The 15,695-nt window shown below is 73.7% G+C and carries 11 protein-coding genes; 6 read left to right on the top strand and 5 right to left on the bottom strand.

What is annotated here, in order from left to right:
* Positions 1 to 40: 40 nt before the first annotated feature.
* The 3 genes from AC559T_RS09755 to AC559T_RS09745 all read left to right on the top strand — a co-directional run bounded on the left by AC559T_RS09755 (position 41) and on the right by AC559T_RS09745 (position 4,176).
* The gene (locus AC559T_RS09755) at positions 41 to 976 is read left to right on the top strand and encodes an alpha/beta fold hydrolase (protein ID WP_498868525.1); all 936 of its coding nucleotides are present in this window, start codon (positions 41 to 43) and stop codon (positions 974 to 976) included.
* Between the two features lie 77 nt (positions 977 to 1,053).
* The gene (locus tag AC559T_RS09750; RefSeq protein ID WP_071066801.1) at positions 1,054 to 2,244 is read left to right on the top strand and encodes a glycosyltransferase; all 1,191 of its coding nucleotides are present in this window, start codon (positions 1,054 to 1,056) and stop codon (positions 2,242 to 2,244) included.
* A 90-nt stretch (positions 2,245 to 2,334) separates the two neighbouring features.
* The gene (locus tag AC559T_RS09745) at positions 2,335 to 4,176 is read left to right on the top strand and encodes a class I SAM-dependent methyltransferase (RefSeq protein WP_498868529.1); all 1,842 of its coding nucleotides are present in this window, start codon (positions 2,335 to 2,337) and stop codon (positions 4,174 to 4,176) included.
* Between the two features lie 56 nt (positions 4,177 to 4,232).
* Here AC559T_RS09745 and thiC read toward each other — a convergent pair whose 3' ends face one another.
* Both thiC and AC559T_RS09735 read right to left on the bottom strand, forming a co-directional pair.
* Positions 4,233 to 6,050 carry a phosphomethylpyrimidine synthase ThiC gene (gene thiC, locus AC559T_RS09740; protein WP_498868528.1) on the bottom strand — a complete coding sequence of 606 codons (1,818 nt, stop codon included), beginning with the start codon at positions 6,048 to 6,050 and terminating at the stop codon, positions 4,233 to 4,235.
* Positions 6,051 to 6,090: 40 nt separating this feature from the next.
* Entirely contained in the window at positions 6,091 to 7,173 is a 1,083-nt protein-coding gene (locus tag AC559T_RS09735; protein ID WP_498868524.1) for a hypothetical protein, read from the bottom strand.
* 349 nt (positions 7,174 to 7,522) lie between these two features.
* Here AC559T_RS09735 and AC559T_RS09730 point away from each other — a divergent pair, with 349 nt between their 5' ends.
* The gene (locus tag AC559T_RS09730) at positions 7,523 to 8,458 is read left to right on the top strand and encodes a hypothetical protein (protein WP_112105417.1); all 936 of its coding nucleotides are present in this window, start codon (positions 7,523 to 7,525) and stop codon (positions 8,456 to 8,458) included.
* An 848-nt stretch (positions 8,459 to 9,306) separates the two neighbouring features.
* Here AC559T_RS09730 and gnd read toward each other — a convergent pair.
* Positions 9,307 to 10,329 (bottom strand): phosphogluconate dehydrogenase (NAD(+)-dependent, decarboxylating), encoded by a 1,023-nt coding sequence (gene gnd / locus AC559T_RS09725; protein ID WP_071066797.1) that lies wholly within the window; start codon positions 10,327 to 10,329, stop codon positions 9,307 to 9,309.
* A gap of 197 nt (positions 10,330 to 10,526) precedes the next feature.
* Here gnd and AC559T_RS09720 point away from each other — a divergent pair, with 197 nt between their 5' ends.
* The gene (locus AC559T_RS09720) at positions 10,527 to 12,038 is read left to right on the top strand and encodes a dihydrolipoyl dehydrogenase family protein (RefSeq protein WP_498868523.1); all 1,512 of its coding nucleotides are present in this window, start codon (positions 10,527 to 10,529) and stop codon (positions 12,036 to 12,038) included.
* A gap of 108 nt (positions 12,039 to 12,146) precedes the next feature.
* Here the strand turns inward: AC559T_RS09720 and AC559T_RS09715 are convergent, their stop codons facing one another.
* Together AC559T_RS09715 and AC559T_RS09710 are read right to left on the bottom strand one after the other, a co-directional pair.
* Positions 12,147 to 12,290 carry a GPGG-motif small membrane protein gene (locus tag AC559T_RS09715; RefSeq protein ID WP_018501614.1) on the bottom strand — a complete coding sequence of 48 codons (144 nt, stop codon included), beginning with the start codon at positions 12,288 to 12,290 and terminating at the stop codon, positions 12,147 to 12,149.
* Between the two features lie 52 nt (positions 12,291 to 12,342).
* A complete protein-coding gene (locus AC559T_RS09710; protein WP_498868522.1) occupies positions 12,343 to 14,124 on the bottom strand; it encodes a glycerol-3-phosphate dehydrogenase/oxidase in 1,782 nt (593 codons plus the stop codon).
* 397 nt (positions 14,125 to 14,521) lie between these two features.
* On the opposite strand from AC559T_RS09710, the gene AC559T_RS09705 reads away from it, so the two are divergent.
* Positions 14,522 to 15,694: an acyl-CoA dehydrogenase family protein gene (locus AC559T_RS09705; RefSeq protein ID WP_112105986.1), complete on the top strand. Its 1,173-nt coding sequence runs from the start codon at positions 14,522 to 14,524 to the stop codon at positions 15,692 to 15,694.
* Position 15,695 lies beyond the last annotated feature (1 nt).

The raw sequence follows: 15,695 nt of genomic DNA, 5'->3' as shown, positions 1-15,695 counted from the left end.
GCGCGCACAACCTTCGTGAACGAAGCTAGGGAGAGAGTGCGTGGCTGAGATCGTCGCGAACGGCGTCCGTCTGCATGTGCAGAGGCTGGGGCCCAAGGGTGGGGCCGGTCCCGAGTCGCCGGTCGTGGTGATGGTGCACGGAATGGTGATGGACAACATCGCCAGCTTCTACTTCGCGCTGGGCAACTGCCTGGCCGGGGCGGGATGCGACGTCATCTGCTACGACCTGCGCGGCCATGGCCGCAGTGAGCGGACCCCGACCGGCTACACGATGGCCGACTCGATGGCCGACCTCGAGGGCCTGCTCGACGCGCTCGACGTGCACCGGCCGGTGCACGTCGTGGGCAACAGCTACGGCGCGACGCTGACCCTCGCACTCGGCCTGGCCCGCCCGGAGCGGGTGGCGAGCCTGACCCTCATCGAGCCGCCGTTCCTCATCGAGGGCCTCGGCGAGGAGATGGCGCGCTCACTGACCCAGGTGCTCGCGGCCGTCACCGACGAGGAGGTGGAGGAGTGGCTGGCGAACTCCGCCGGCCGCGCGGTCTCCCGGATCACGCGCGCCTCGCAGGCGCTGCTGAAGGAGACCACGATCGCCGAGGACATGCTGGCGACCCCGCCGTTCTCGCCGGAGGCGCTGGCCAGCCTGCCGATGCCGGTGCTCGCCGTCTACGGGGCGAACTCGGACATCATCGACCAGGCCGAGGGGCTCGCCGAGCTCGTCCCGGACTGCACCCTGGTCGTCCTGGAGCAGCACACCCACATGGTGCTGCGCGAGGCGGCCGACTACCTGCGCGACCTGCTGCGCTGGTGGCTGTTCCGGCGGTCCGAGCCGATGCCTTCGCACCAGGTGCGCGGCGCCGGGTTCGACACTCCCGACTGGGTGCGGCAGATGATCCCGCCGCCGAACCTCAACAGTGGGGACGAGCCCACGACGTCGCTGTCCGCGGCGCGGGCCGGCTCGTCGGCCGAGGCCTGACCGTCACCGGTGCGGCTCGCGAAGGGTGGGGCTGACTCACCGCCGGAAGGGAGACGAATGGAATTTCGGGGGCTTTGATGGGCCGTGTTCTCTTCGCCGTGCCGCCGCTGACCGGGCACGTGAACCCGGCGGTGGGCATCGCCGGCGAGCTGGCGGCCCGCGGGCAGGAGGTGGCCCTGGTCGGCCACGCGAGCGTCGTCGGGCCGCTCGTCCCACCGTCCGTCCCGCTCATCGCGCTGCCGGGGGAGATCTCGGCCGACCAGCGGGCCGAGCTGGAGGCACGGTCCCGGCCGCTGCGCGGGCCCGCGTCGCTGAAGTTCCTGTGGGACGAGTTCCTGCTGCCGCTGGGCGCCTCGATGGCGCGGGACGTCGGTGCCGTCGTCGAACGGTGGCGCCCGGATGTGATCGTCGCCGACCAGCAGGCGGTCGGGGCCGCCATGGTCGCCCGCCGGCGCGGCATCCGGTGGGCCACGCTCGCCACCACGTCGGCGGAGCTCGACGACCCCTACGCCGTGCTCGCCGGGGTCGGGAACTGGGTGTCGGAGCGGCTGCGGGACTTCCAGGTCGCGAACGGCGTCCCGGCGGAGGAGGCGGCGCGCGGTGACCTGCGCTTCTCTGAGGACCTCACCGTGGTCTGCTCGGTGCCCTCGTTGCTGCGTACTGCCAGTCATCCGTCCCATCACGTGTTCGTCGGCTGCGCCGCCGGGCTGCGCCGGTCGGCCCCGGAGTTCCCCTGGGAGTGGCTCGACCGGGACCGCCGCACCGTGCTCGTCTCGCTCGGGACGGTGACCCGGGAGGCCGGCGGGCGTTTCCTGCGCGCGGCCGCGGAGGCGCTGGCGGGGATGTCCGACCGGGTGCAGGCCGTGATCGTCGCGCCCCCCGGCCCGCTGGACGACCTCGCCGGCCAGGTTCCCGACGACCTGCTGGTCCGCCCGTTCGTGCCGCAGGTGGACCTGATGGCCGGACTGGACGCGATAGTGTGCCACGCGGGCAACAACACGGTGTGCGAGGCTTTGTCACGGGGAGTGCCGCTGGTGGTCGCGCCGGTTCGTGACGACCAGCCGATCATCGGCGAGCAGGTGGTGCGGGCCGGTGCCGGTGTGCGGGTGCGCTTCGGGCGCTCGACCCCGGCGACGCTGGCCACCGCGATCGGCACCGTGCTCGACGAGCCGTCCCACCGGGTCGCGGCGCGGCGGCTGCAGGGCGAGTTCAGCGCGGCGGGCGGTGTCGTGGCCGCCGCCGACCACATTGAGAAGCTGCTGCCGTAGGCCCGGCCCCGGCGGCCCGCCCGTCCGCGGGCGCGCTGGCGGGGCCGGGCCTGGGGCTGGGGCTGTTCGACCGGCGGGGGCGTGAGAGTCGTGCTGCTGCTGGTACCCATCCTGGTGAGCGTCGGGCTCATCCTGAACGGAATCCGCCTGCGCGGCCGGCTGCGCCGGCTGGACACCGTCGCCGCGTCGGGCCGGCCGGTCGACCCCGCCCACGTCTTCCTCGTGGCCGAGGGGGTGCGGCTCTCCGACGCGGCCCGGCGCGCGGCGAGCAACCACGCCCGCCGCGAGCGGCTGCTGGTGCTCGACCTCGTCCCCGCCGACCTCACCGTGGAACGCGCGCTCGACGTGGCCCGGATGGTCGACACCCGGACCTACCGGGCCGACCGCTCGGCGCCCGGCCGGGGCGCGTTCCAGGCCCTGCTGGTGCACGCCGACCTGCTGGAACGGGTCGGAATCACCCAACGGGAGGGGTTCAGCCCGGTCGAGCTGGTCGACATCACGACCCGCCTGAAGCGGCACGCCCCGACCGCCACCGACCTGGCCGTCGTTCCCGGGTTGCAGGCCGCGCGTGACGACGCCGCGATGCGGGTGCGCGTCCAGCAGCGGGCCTACGCGTGCACCCCGGCGAGCCTGTACATGCCGTACGCGCCGCACATCGGAACCTTCATCGGCGCCCAGATCAGCCAGCCGGTCGCGCTCGTCGCGACGGCGCTGTTCTGGTTCCAGCCGTTCTTCGTCTGCGCGGGACGGGTCCCGCTCGCCCCCCGCGACCTGATCCGCAGCCCGATCGTCCGCATCCTCGGCCTTGTGATCTTCGTTGTGCACTCCGCGCGGGCCGGGCGCCGGGCGAAGGCCGCCGGGCTGCCCGCGGACCCGGCGAAGGCGGAGGCGCGCCGCCGCCGGCAGGAGACAGCCGCCTGGTACGCCGCCCGCGCCCGCCACGTCCCGCGGCTGCGCGAGGCCACCAGCGCCGAGTGCCCCTGGTGCGGGTCGGCCGAGCTCAGCGTCCGGGTGCGCTCGCGGGACCTGGAGATGGGCAAGCCGGGGCGCTTCCGCCTCGACGGCTGCGAGGCCTGCGGCCACGTCTTCCTCAACCCGATGATCACCCCGGACGGGCAGGACTACTACGAGCGCGACTGGCGGGACGGCTTCGCCGCCGAGACCGCGGAACACGCCCGGGCCCGTGAGGCCGCGGCCGACCAGGCCCGGGCCGAGCTGCTGCGTCCGTACACCACCCCGCGGGCCTGGCTGGACGTCGGAACCGGCCACGGGCACTTCTGCAACGTCGCCCGGGCCCACTGGCCGGCCACGGTGTTCGGCGGCCTCGACCTCTCCGACGCGGTCGACGACGCCCATCGGCGGCGCTGGGTGGACACCGCCCACCGGGGCGAGCTGAGCCAGATCGCGGACGACCTCGCGGGACGCTACGACGTGATCAGCATGTTCGGCTATCTCGAGCGGACCCGCTACCCGTCGGAGGAGCTGGACGGCGCAGTCAAGGCGCTCGCCCCCGGCGGATACCTGATGATCGAGCTGCCGAACGCGGACTGCCCGGCGGCGCGGCGGCTGCGGGCGTACTGGGCCGGCTGGGACGTGCCGCGCCGGCTGCACTTCATTCCGGCAGACAACCTGCTCGCCGCGCTGGAGGACCGCGGGCTGCGCCCCATCGCCGTCCAGTTCGGGCCGGCGCTGCGCCCCGGTGACCTCACCCGGGCGCTGGGCCTGCTCATCCAGCGGGTGGCGCCGCGGCGCCGGCCGTGGCTGGACCCGGCCCGGAGCGGGCCGGGCCCGCGGCTGCTGCGCGTGCCGTTGCTGCTGGCCTCGATCGGCCCGTTCCTGCTGGCCGCCCTACTGGACCGGGCCAGCAGGTCCTGGCAGGCCAAGGGGGAACGTTCCAACACCTACCGCGTGCTGGCCCGCAAGGAGAGCTGAAGCCGGCCGCGGGACTCTCCCGGCCATGGCGGTCGGGGAGGCCCGCGGCCGCCGGGTCAGGGGGTCTGCCGGTCGGCGAGCGGCAGGTAGATCCGGGCACCCTGCTCGGCGAACTCCCGGGACTTCTCCGCCAATCCGGCCTGGACGGCCTCGTCGGTGTCGAGGCCGTGGTCGGCCGCGTACTTGCGGACGTCCTGCGTGATCCGCATCGAGCAGAAGTGCGGACCGCACATCGAGCAGAAGTGCGCGGACTTGGCGGGCGCCGCGGGCAGTGTCTCGTCGTGGTACTCCCGGGCGGTCTCCGGGTCGAGCGAGAGGTTGAACTGGTCGTCCCAGCGGAAGTCGAACCGCGCGTCGGAGAGGGCGTCGTCCCAGGCCTGGGCGCCCGGGTGCCCCTTCGCCAGGTCGGCGGCGTGCGCCGCGATCTTGTAGGCGATGACCCCGGCCTTGACGTCCTCGCGGTCCGGCAGGCCCAGGTGCTCCTTGGGCGTGACGTAGCAGAGCATCGCCGTCCCGTACCAGCCGATCATCGCGGCGCCGATGGCCGAGGTGATGTGGTCGTAGCCGGGCGCGATGTCGGTGGTGAGCGGGCCGAGGGTGTAGAACGGCGCGTCGTGGCACAGCTCGCGCTGCAGGTCCACGTTCTCCTTGATCTTGTGCATGGGCACGTGGCCCGGCCCCTCGATCATCACCTGGACGTCGTGCTCCCAGGCCACCGAGGTCAGCTCGCCCAGTGTCGCGAGCTCGGCGAGCTGCGCGGCGTCGTTCGCGTCGGCGATGGAGCCGGGGCGCAGGCCGTCGCCGAGGGAGAAGGTGACGTCATAGGCCCGCAGGATCTCGCAGAGCTCGGCGAAGTTCGTGTAGAGGAAGTTCTCCTCATGATGGGCGAGGCACCATGCCGCCAGGATCGAGCCGCCGCGCGAGACGATGCCGGTCTTGCGCCGCGCGGTCATCGGCACGTAGCGCAGCAGCACCCCGGCGTGGACGGTCATGTAGTCCACACCCTGCTCGGCCTGCTCGATCACCGTGTCCCGGTAGACCTCCCAGGTCAGATCCTCGGCCTTGCCGCCGACCTTCTCCAGCGCCTGGTAGATCGGCACCGTCCCGATCGGGACGGGGGAGTTCCGGATGATCCACTCGCGGGTGGTGTGGATGTTCCGCCCGGTCGAGAGGTCCATGACGGTGTCGGCGCCCCAGCGGGTCGACCACACCATCTTCTCGACCTCCTCCTCGATGGAGGAGGCGACGGCGGAGTTGCCGATGTTCGCGTTGATCTTCACCAGCAGGTTGCGGCCGATGGCCATCGGCTCGCTCTCGGGGTGGTTCACGTTCGCCGGCAGCACCGCCCGGCCCGTGGCGATCTCGTCGCGCACCAGCTCGGGAGAGAGGCCCTCGCGCAGCGCGACGAACTCCATCTCGGCGGTGATCTCGCCCCGCCGGGCGTAGGCGAGCTGGGTCACCGCGCGGCCGGCGGTAGCCCGCCGCGGAGCCTGCCCCGAGCCGAGAAAGGTGTCACCGGCCTGCCCGTCAGGCCCGTGCCGTCCGTCGTCGGCGGGCTGGACGGCACGCCCCTCGATCTCCTCGGTGTCGCCGCGGGCGGCGATCCAGCCGGCCCGCAGCGCGGGCAGGCCGCGCCGCACGTCGACGCCGGCGCCCGGGTCGGTGTACGGCCCGGAGGTGTCGTAGAGGACCAGGCTGTCGCCCGTGCTCAGCGCGACCTCGCGCATCGGCACCCGCAGGTCGGGCCGGGACCCGACCAGGTAGGTCTTCCTGCTCCCGGGGAACGGCCGGGCCAGGATGCCCTCCGCGCCGTCGTCCGTGCCGGAGGCCGCGGCCGCCGTGTTGTCGGAATCCGTCGGGCGGATCTGACGCACCACCTTGATCACTCCCTACGCCGGAATTACCCGGACAGGTTCAGGCGGTCGGCGGCACCGGCAGTTGCCCGGCCGCCCTCTCAGCCTCCCAGGGTGGAAGCTCCCGCATCTGGGACGACGCTACGGCAGGTGACTGGCCTCCGCCACCCCCTTGGTCAGCTTCGCCATGTTCGTCACGTACCGTTTCGTGCCATTCCGTCGCCGGTTCGTCCGGCCCGGGCGGCACGGCCGGCCGGTCGGCGGCCTCTGTCGGAACCTGCTCCCGCAGAGCCGCGGCGACCAGCGCGGCCGTCTCCGCCGGCGCCTGCCAGAGTTGCTCCACCCTGACGGTGAGGATCCGCCGGCCGGCGGGCCGTGGCCGCCGTGGACCGGGCTGCCCGACCCGCACGAGCAGCCGCCACGGCCCGTACCAGACGTCCAGTCGGCCGGTCGGAACGTCGGGGGAGGGGGTGGCCAGCGCTCGACAGGGAGGCAGCCCGAACGCCGCCTCGAGCTGCTTGTACCGGAGGCTCAGCATCCGGGGAGTCCGGCGGTTCAGCTCGTCGAGGGTGTCGGCGATCAGGGTGCGGCGGCTGATCGGGCCGCGGCGCGCCAGCGCCCGGCGCATCGCCTCGATGGTGACGAAGCCCTGCAGGAGAGCGTCGCTGATCACGGCACGGGCGCCGTCGCGCCCGCTGCACCACTCGGCCATGTCGACCACCGAGCGGGCCGGCGCCGTCCGCGGTGGCAGCCGGGCACGGTGGACGTCCGCCGGAGCCAGGCGTGCGGTGCGGCGGAAGACGACGCCCGCCACGGGCGTGCCGCGGCGCCCGGGCGGGACCAGCACCGTCACGACCTCGTCACCGTGGCCGACGAGGCCGTCGAGGGCGGCGGCCGTGGACCCGCCGAGCACCGCGTTCGGCCCGCCGGCGAGCAGCGCCGCCCAGGCCTGCTGCGCCAGCGGCGGCGTGGCGGTGGCGGTGACGAGGACGCCACGCGCGGGCTGCCGCCAGGTGCCGTCGGCGACCCGCGCGCGGATGTCGGCGCGGGTGAGGCCGGCGGCCATCGCGTCGTGCTCGCTGATGACACCGGACTGCAGGTCGGCGATCTCCCGCCAGGAGAATCGGCCTGGGCTAGGGGCCATGGACAGACCATGCTTGTTGTTTATCCATTGTGTCCATGAGGGATGGCGGGGTTGTGGATAACGTGCATGTCGACCGGCGCCTGTGTGGTTCGCGGGCCGGCGCCGACGCTGCTCGCCGGTGGGCACCGGCGTGCTCGGTGGCCGGGCCTGCGTCGGTCGAGGGCCACGCGGCGGGCGGAGTGGTTCGCGGCCTCCACGCGGCGAGCCCGTATCGTGTGCGACCGGCACGTCCGCGATGTTGCGGGTGTGTTGCCGCACAGCACTGCCCTTGCGCATGTGATGGTGGTAAGCGACGCGGGAGGCGCGGAGGTGGCTGGAGAGGCGCGGCTTCGGCCTGGAAGTCGGAGGAATGGCGACACACCGTAGGTCCGGGCGGTCCGAGGGCCGCCGACTCAGGGGCGCACGCGGCGACCGCGCCACCGCGCAGACCGTCGCGATCGGGATGGCCGCGGTCGGCGCGACACTGGTGGTCGGCGCCGCCGGAGCACTGCACGTGACCGGCTCGGCGGAGGATCCGGACATGTCGACGACGGCGCAGGCAGGCGACGGGGCCGTTCCCACCACTTCGGCGCGGCCCGACGTGGCCACGCCGCACCGCATCACCGACTCCACCGGCAACCCCGATCCCGCGGCGGCCGACGGCCGCGCGGCCGCGGCCCCGGGCGCGGAGCAGTCCCGCGGCGCGATCCCCGGCATCGGCGACCTCATGATGTCGCGGATCCCGTCGTCGACCCGGCAGGTCGTCGTCGTGACCGGCGCAGACCAGTCCTCAACCGTGAACCGCGTCGTGCTCTGGCAGCGCGCGGACGCCGACGCCCCCTGGACGGCCGTCGGCGCGGAGATCCCCGGCCGCAACGGAGCCAACGGCTGGACCCACGACCACGTCGAGGGTGATCTGCGTAGCCCCGTGGGCGTGTTCAGCCTCACCGCCGCCGGGGGCCGCTACGCCGACCCGGGCACCGCGCTTCCCTACGAGTACCGCCCGTCCTTCTATCGGGCCGGCGGCTACGAGGGCGACCCGATGGGGGAGGCCTTCAACTACGTGGTCGCGATCGACTACAACCGGTTGCCGGGGCATCCGCCGTCCGACCCGACCCGGCCGCTGGGCGCCGCGGCCGGCGGCGACATCTGGCTGCACGTGGACCACAACACGCCCACCCGCGGCTGCGTCAGCCTCCCGCAGGCCTCGATGGAGACCGTCCTGCACTGGCTGGCCCCGAGCAGCCATCCCATGATCATTATGGGTGACCGGGCAAGCCTGGAGGCGTCCGCCGGTCAGCAGTGACCCCGGCCACGGCCCGTCGGCCACGGCCTGTTGGCCACGGCGCCAGGCCGCCCGCCCCGGCAGCGGCCTGGTTTGGCTTTCGGGGCCCGGCTCTTGGAGGTCCTGTGCGCCGGCGGGTGGAGATCACGGGTCGAACGCGAGGAGGCCGGGTGCCGACGCAGTCCCGCCCTCACGAGCAGCGAAGCCACAGCCCGCACGCACCACCACGGCACGACCAGACCGCCATCTATCGGACACCCCCCCGCACGCCGAGGTGGCCTACTTGCCGTTTGGCGTCCTTCTCGCCCTTTCAGGGCGAATTTCGCAGAGAATGCCCTCTGAAACAGCGAGAAAGAAACCAAACGGCGAGTAGCCGAGCACCAGAGACGCACCGGGGCTCTCCACCGCCAGGTCGAGGCTCGCCGCCGGCCGGAGCGCCGGCGATGCCGCGCCCCGCGGTGAGGGCCGAGGCGGCGGCTCCACAACTGGGCAGTGAGAACACGTTGGTCCGCCGGTTCCCGGACCGCGACCGCGACCGCGGCGGGACATCGGCCAGCAGGCGCGCAGGCGGGTCCGTGCCGGGTCGCGCCGGGTCGGGCCGGGTCGGGCGCGCGCAAGCCCGGGCTCGAGGCAACGATCCCACCAGCACAACCGCGGCGGCTGAGCGCGTCAGTGCGTCCATGCACCGCACTCAGCCGCCACGGTTTCTCCGGGACTGCGCTTGAGGATCACGCGGGGGGACGGGGGAGGGAATCAGTTGGCCGGGGGCCGGGGGGCTGGTACCGGCGCGCCTGGCACCGGCGCGTACGGCTGCGGCCGTGGCCCCGCCGAAGGCTGGCCAGCCCCCCGCTTCCAGCCTGCCGCCTTTTCTAGCCGTCCGCCTTCTTCTCGGCGTGGCCGCCGAACTGCTTGCGCATCGCCGACAGCAGCTTGTCGGCGAACAGTGACTCGCCGCGGGAGCTGAACCGCTCGTAGAGCGACGCGGTCAGCACGTGGGCCGGGACGCCCTCCTCGACGGCGGCCAGCACCGTCCACCGGCCCTCGCCGGAGTCGGAGACACGCCCGCCGAACTCGGCGAGCCGCGGGTCCTCGGCGAGCGCGGTGGCGGTCAGGTCCAGCAGCCAGGAGCTGACCACGCTGCCGCGCCGCCACACCTCGGCGACGGAGGCGATGTCGAAGTCGTACTGGTAGTACTCCGGATGGGCCAGCGGCGCCGTCTCGGCGTCGTGCAGGGCAGCCTCGGAGCGCCCGATACCGGCCTTCTCCAGGATGCCCATGCCCTCGGCGAAGGCCGCCATCATGCCGTACTCGATCCCGTTGTGGATCATCTTGACGAAGTGGCCTGCCCCGTTCGGGCCGCAGTACAGGTAGCCCTTCTCGGCCTGGGCGATCTCGCCCGTCCGCCCCGGGGTGCGCGGCGCGGTGTCGACGCCGGGGGCGATCGTCTCGAACAGCGGCTCGAGGCGGGCGGCCACCTCCGGCTCGCCGCCGATCATCAGGCAGTAGCCGCGCTCCAGCCCGAACACGCCGCCTGAGGTGCCGACGTCCAGATAGTGCAGGCCGCGCTCGGCGAGCTTCGCGGCCCGGTCGACGTCGTCGCGGTAGTAGGAGTTGCCGCCGTCGATGATGATGTCGCCGGCCTCGAAGTGCTCGGCGAGCTCGAAGACGGTCTGGCCGGTCAGGCCGGCGGGCACCATGACCCAGGCTGCCCGCGGGGTGCTCAGCGCGGCCGCGAAGTCGGCCAGCGAGTTGACGCCGACGGCGCCCTCGGCGGCCAGTGACTTCACCGTCTCGGGGTTCACGTCGTAGACCACACATTCGTGCCCGTCGCGCATCAGCCGGCGGACGAGGTTCGCGCCCATCCGGCCGAGTCCGATCATTCCGAGCTGCATCTGAACTCCCGATGGTCCTGCACGGACCGGTCGAAGGTGAGGTCCTCGAGCTCCATCCTGCCGTCGGTACCGGGACACCTCGTCGCGTCCTCGGTCACGGCCGGTGGGCTGCCGACCCGGTGCGGTGGCATTCGGGCGCGACGCGGCAGGTGAGATGGTGCCTCGCGACGCTGGTCCCAACGCGGAGAGGTGTGCCCATGAGTAGGTCCGACGACGCCGACGGAGGCACGGGCGCCAGCGAGGTCGACGTGATCGTGATCGGAGCGGGGCCGGCGGGCGAGGTGGTGGCCGGCCGGTGCGCCGAGGCGGGGCTGTCGGTGACGGTGATCGAGCACGAGCGTGTCGGCGGGGAGTGCTCCTACTGGGGCTGCATCCCCAGCAAGACCCTGCTACGCCCTGGTGAGGTCGTGGCGGCCGCCAGGGCCGTCCCCGGGGCGGCGGGGGCCGTCGGCGGGGCCGTCGGTGGGGTCCGCGCCGGGGTCGACGCCGCGGCGGCGTTCGCCCGGCGCGACGAGATGGTCGGTGGGTACTCCGACGAGGGCCAGCTCCCGTGGCTGCGCGAGCGCGGTGTGTCGGTGCGGCGCGGGGCCGGCCGGCTGGTCGGCGAGCGCCGGGTCGCGGTGCTCGCGCCGGACGGCGGCGAGCAGGTCCTCACCGCGACCCGCGCGGTCGTCCTGGCGACGGGGACGCGGGCCACCATTCCGCCCGTCCCCGGTCTCGCCGAGGCCGATCCGTGGGACAACCGGTCCGCGACCGGTGCCCGCGCGGTGCCCGCCCGCCTCGCCGTGCTCGGCGGCGGCGCGGTCGGCGCCGAGCTCGCGCAGGCGTTCCGCCGCCTCGGCAGCGCGGAGGTCACCGTCGTCGAAAGCGGTCCGCGCCTGCTCGCGCGCGAGGAGCCGTTCGCCGGCGACGAGGTGCGCGCGGCGTTCGAGGCCGAGGGCATCACGGTTCACACCGGCCGACGGGCCGTGGCCGTCCGCAGGGAGGCACCGGGCACGCCGGGGGGGCCGGGTGGGCCGGGCACGCCGCGTGGGCCCGTGGTGGTCACTCTGGACGGCGACGGCGGGCCCGAGCACGTCGTCGCGGACGAGATCCTGGTCGCCGTCGGGCGGACCCCCGCCACCGGCGAGCTCGGCCTGCCCGCGGTCGGCCTGCCCGCGCGGGGCTTCGTCGAGGTCGACGACCGGATGCGGGCCACCGGCGTGGCCGGGGACTGGCTCTACGCCGTCGGGGACGTCAACGGCCGTGCGCTGCTCACCCACATGGGCAAGTACCAGGCCCGGGTGGCGGCGGACGCCATCACCGGCCGCCTCGACCCGGCGGGCCGGCCCGCCGCCGACCGCGCCGACCCGGGGGCCGTCCCGCGGGTGACGTTCACCGATCCGCAGGTGAGCGCCGTCGGCCGGACGGAGGCGGCGGCCCGCGCGGCCGGCCTGGATGTCCGCGCCGTCACCGTCCCGACGGCGTCGGTGGCCGGTTCGTCGGTGCGCGGCACCGACGCCGTCGGGACGTCCCAGATCGTGGTGGACACCGCCCGCCGGGTGCTGGTCGGGGCGACGTTCGTCGGCCACGACACGCAGGAGATGGTGCACGCCGCGGCCATCGCGATCGTCGGGGCCGTCCCGCTGGAGGATCTGTGGCACGCGGTGCCGTCCTTCCCCACGGTCAGTGAGGTCTGGCTGCGGCTGCTGGAGGCCTACGGTCTTTGACCAGCCCGGGTGTCGACGCCGACGCGGGGCGGAACGTCCGTCCTGGAACGTCGGGGGGCGGTGTGCCCACCGCGGGCGGGGGTCCCGCGGCGGGCCGGCTCACCGCCGTCAGGTGAAGATCGAGACTCCGCCGGGGCCGACGAGCAGGCCGATGACGATGAGCGCGATCCCGTACAGGATGGCGCCCCGGACCAGGGAGACGATGCCCGCGATCACCAGGATGACGGCGATCAGCCAGAGAATGAATTCCATGGTCGTCTCGTTCCTTGCCCGAGGTCAACAAAACCTCCCCGGAACTTTCGGATCAGGCCGGGGCGGCGGCGCCGCGGCCCTCCGGCACGACCGGGCGGACGTCGGGAGCGCCCAGCCTGGCCGCGTCGGCGGTGTGGTCGTCGGCCTGCCGCTGTGACTCGAGTTCGGCGGCGACCCGGGCCCGGTAGTGATCGATCTCGCGCTCGACGGTGGCGGGGCTCCACCCGAGGACGGGGGCGATCAGCTCGGCGACCTGGGGGGCGGTCTCCAGCCCGCGGTCGGCCGTCTCGATCGAGATGCGGGTCCGCCGGGTCAGGACGTCCTCGAGGTGCAGCGCGCCCTCGTGCGACGCGGCGTACACGGCCTCGACCGCCAGGTACTTCGGCGCGCCGCGCAGCGGACGGCCCAGCTCGGCCCGGTCCGCGACGAGGGCCAGGACCTCCTCGGTGAGGGTGCCGTATCGGTGCAGCAGGTGCTCCACCCAGGCGACGTGCAGCCCGGAGGCGCGAGCCAGGCCCTCCCGGGCGTTCCACAGCGCCGGGTAGCCGTCCGCGCCGAGCAGCGGGACACGATCAGTGCACGACGGCGGCACCGCGCGGCTCGTCCCGGCCGTCGCCGCGTCGACGGCGTCCGCCGCCATCACCCGGTACGTCGTGTACTTGCCGCCGGCGACCATCGTGAGCCCGGCGACCGGGCTGACCACGGCGTGCTCCCGGGACAGCTGCGAGGTGTCCTCCGACTCGCCGGCCAGCAGCGGCCGCAGGCCGGCGTAGACGCCGGTGATGTCCTCGGTGGTCAGCGGTGTGCGCAGCACCCGGTTGACGGTGTCGAGCAGATAGGAGATGTCCGCGCTGCTGGCGGCCGGGTGCGCGAGGTCGAGGTTCCACTCGGTGTCGGTCGTCCCGACGATCCAGTGGCTGCCCCAGGGGATCACGAACAGGACACTTTTCTCGGTGCGCAGGATCAACCCGGTCGAGCCGTGGATGCGGTCGCGCGGGACCACGATGTGGACACCCTTCGACGCGCGCACCGAGAGCCGCCCGCGCCCGCCGACCATCGCCTGGATGTCGTCCGTCCACACCCCGGCCGCGTTGATCGTCTGCGCGGCGCGGACCTCCAGGTCGACCCCGTTCTCCAGGTCGCGCACCCGCACCCCGGCGACCCGGTCGCCCTCCCGCACCAGCCCGGTGACCTGGGCGCTCGTGGCGACCAGGGCCCCGTAGCGGGCGGCCGTGCGGGCGACGAACATGGTGTGCCGGGCGTCGTCGACCTGCCCGTCCCAGTACTGGATGGCGCCGACGAGCGCGTCGGGGCGCAGCGACGGGAACTCGCGCAGCGCCGCCTTGCGGGTCAGGTGCCGGTGCAGCGGGACACTCCCGCTGCGGGGGGCACCGCCGTCTCCGCCCGTGCGGGGGGCGATGCGCCCGATGCCCTGCCCGAGAGTGTCGTAGAGCAGCACGCCGCTGCCGATGTAGGCGCGTTCCCAGCCGTGATGGGTCAGCGGGAGCAGGAACGGGATCGCCCGGACGAGGTGCGGGGCGATCGTCTCCAGCAGCAGCGACCGCTCGCGCAGCGCCTCGCGGACGAGGGCGCCGTTGAGCTGCTCCAGATAGCGCAGGCCGCCGTGGATCAGCTTGCTCGACCGGCTGGACGTCCCGGCGGCGAGGTCGCGGGCCTCGAGCAGGGCGACCGACAGGCCCCGCGTGGCCGCGTCGAGCGCCACCCCGGCGCCGGTCACGCCGCCGCCGATCACGACGACGTCCACCGGCTCGGCGCGCATGCGCCGCAGCGCGGCTGCCCGGCTGGCCGGGTCGAGGCGGGCGGTACCGGTCATGGTGTGTGGATCCCCCTTCGACCGTGTCCTGTCCTGGGCGTCCTGTCCCGGGCGGTCCCGAGCGTTGCCGTCCCGCGGTGCGGACGGCTCCATCCCATCGTGCCGGCAGTTGGTGCGCACCGCTCACGCTGAGGTGAACGGCGGGTGTCGATCGGGCGCACGGGGGCGCAGGTGGGCTCCATGATGCCCAGCCGGCCCGCCGACAGGTCCGGTCCGGACAGTGGCGGTCGTCGCGGCCGGGGATCCCGTGTCCCTGTTCGCGCCCGGCGCCGCGCGTCGAGGCCCGGATGGGGCATGCTGGTCGGGCAAATCGATCTGCTGCCGTCGCACACCGTCGGGCGGGGGTGCCCGACCAGGGGGCCGCCCGATCCACGAACTGGCCCGGAGTGGTGATCAGATGGACCTGACCTTCAGCGCCGCGGAGGAGGCGTTCCGCGCGGACCTGCGGAGCTGGCTCGCCGGGAGCGTCCCCGCGGCGTGGCGGGAGCCGGGCTTCTGGGCGGGCGTCCCCGACGACGAGGGCTTCGAGCTACGCCGGGAGTGGGAGCGCCGCAAGTTCGACGCGGGCTTCGCCGGCATCGACTGGCCCACCGAGTACGGCGGGCGCGGCGGCACCCCCGGCATGAAGGCGATCTACGACGAGGAGCTGGCGCTCGCCCGAGCGCCGGGAACCGTCAACCCGCTCGGGCTCGCCTTCCTCGCCCCGACGATCATGGCGATCGGCACGGACGAGCAGAAGCGCGAGATCATCCGTCCGCTGCTGCGCTGCGACGTGATCTGGTGCCAGGGCTTCTCCGAGCCGGACGCGGGCTCCGACCTGGCCGCACTGCGGACGTCCGGCGTGGCCGACGGCGACGACATCGTCGTCAACGGCCAGAAGGTCTGGACGACCAACGCCGGCCACGGTGACCGGATCTTCACCATGGTCCGCACCGAGCCGGGCAGCCAGCGCCACCGCGGCCTGTCGATGCTGCTGCTCGACATGCACCAGGACGGCGTCGAGGTGCGGCCGCTGCGGCAGATGAGTGGGGCGACCGAGTTCGGCGAGGTGTTCTTCACCGACGCCCGGGTCCCCGCCCGCGAGTGCCTCGGCGGCCTGGGTAACGGCTGGTCCACCGCGATGCTGCTGCTCTCCTTCGAACGCGGCGCGTCGGGCATCTCGCAGTACACCGCCTTCCGGAAGTCCTACGACGAGATCGTCCGGGCGGCCCGCGCGCTGGGGCGGGACACCGACCCGGTGCTGCGCCAGGAGCTGGGCCGCCGGATGGTCGAGCTCGAGTGCCTGCGCTACCACGCCATGCACGTGCTCACCCAGGTGGAGCGGGGCGCCGACCTGGGCGCCGAGTCGTCGATGACCAAGCTGCAGTGGTCCGAGACCTACCAGGACCTGTTCGAGACCTTCGACGACCTGCTGGGCGCCGACGCGGCGGTCAGCACCCCCGTCGCGGGCCTCGACATCTCCGCCCTGCAGTCGGAGGGGTTCTGGACAAGGTCGGTCACCATCTGGGGCGGTTCGTCGCAGGTGCAGCGCAACATCGTCGCCGAGCGGGTGCTCGGCCTGCCGCGCTGAG

The organism is Frankia sp. Hr75.2, assembly GCF_949319125.1.
Taxonomy (GTDB): Bacteria; Actinomycetota; Actinomycetes; order Frankiales; family Frankiaceae; genus Parafrankia; species Parafrankia soli.
This window is presented reverse-complemented; position numbering and strand designations above follow the sequence as displayed.

Excerpts from the sequence above, each read along its gene's own strand:
- AC559T_RS09750 (WP_071066801.1), top strand. The coding sequence starts at position 1,054 with ATGGGCCGTGTTCTCTTCGCCGTGCCGCCGCTGACCGGGCACGTGAAC.
- AC559T_RS09735 (WP_498868524.1), bottom strand. The coding sequence starts at position 7,173 with ATGGCCCCTAGCCCAGGCCGATTCTCCTGGCGGGAGATCGCCGACCTG.
- AC559T_RS09730 (WP_112105417.1), top strand. The coding sequence starts at position 7,523 with ATGGCGACACACCGTAGGTCCGGGCGGTCCGAGGGCCGCCGACTCAGG.
- gnd (WP_071066797.1), bottom strand. The coding sequence starts at position 10,329 with ATGCAGCTCGGAATGATCGGACTCGGCCGGATGGGCGCGAACCTCGTC.
- AC559T_RS09720 (WP_498868523.1), top strand. The coding sequence starts at position 10,527 with ATGAGTAGGTCCGACGACGCCGACGGAGGCACGGGCGCCAGCGAGGTC.
- AC559T_RS09715 (WP_018501614.1), bottom strand. The coding sequence starts at position 12,290 with ATGGAATTCATTCTCTGGCTGATCGCCGTCATCCTGGTGATCGCGGGC.
- AC559T_RS09710 (WP_498868522.1), bottom strand. The coding sequence starts at position 14,124 with ATGACCGGTACCGCCCGCCTCGACCCGGCCAGCCGGGCAGCCGCGCTG.
- AC559T_RS09705 (WP_112105986.1), top strand. The coding sequence starts at position 14,522 with ATGGACCTGACCTTCAGCGCCGCGGAGGAGGCGTTCCGCGCGGACCTG.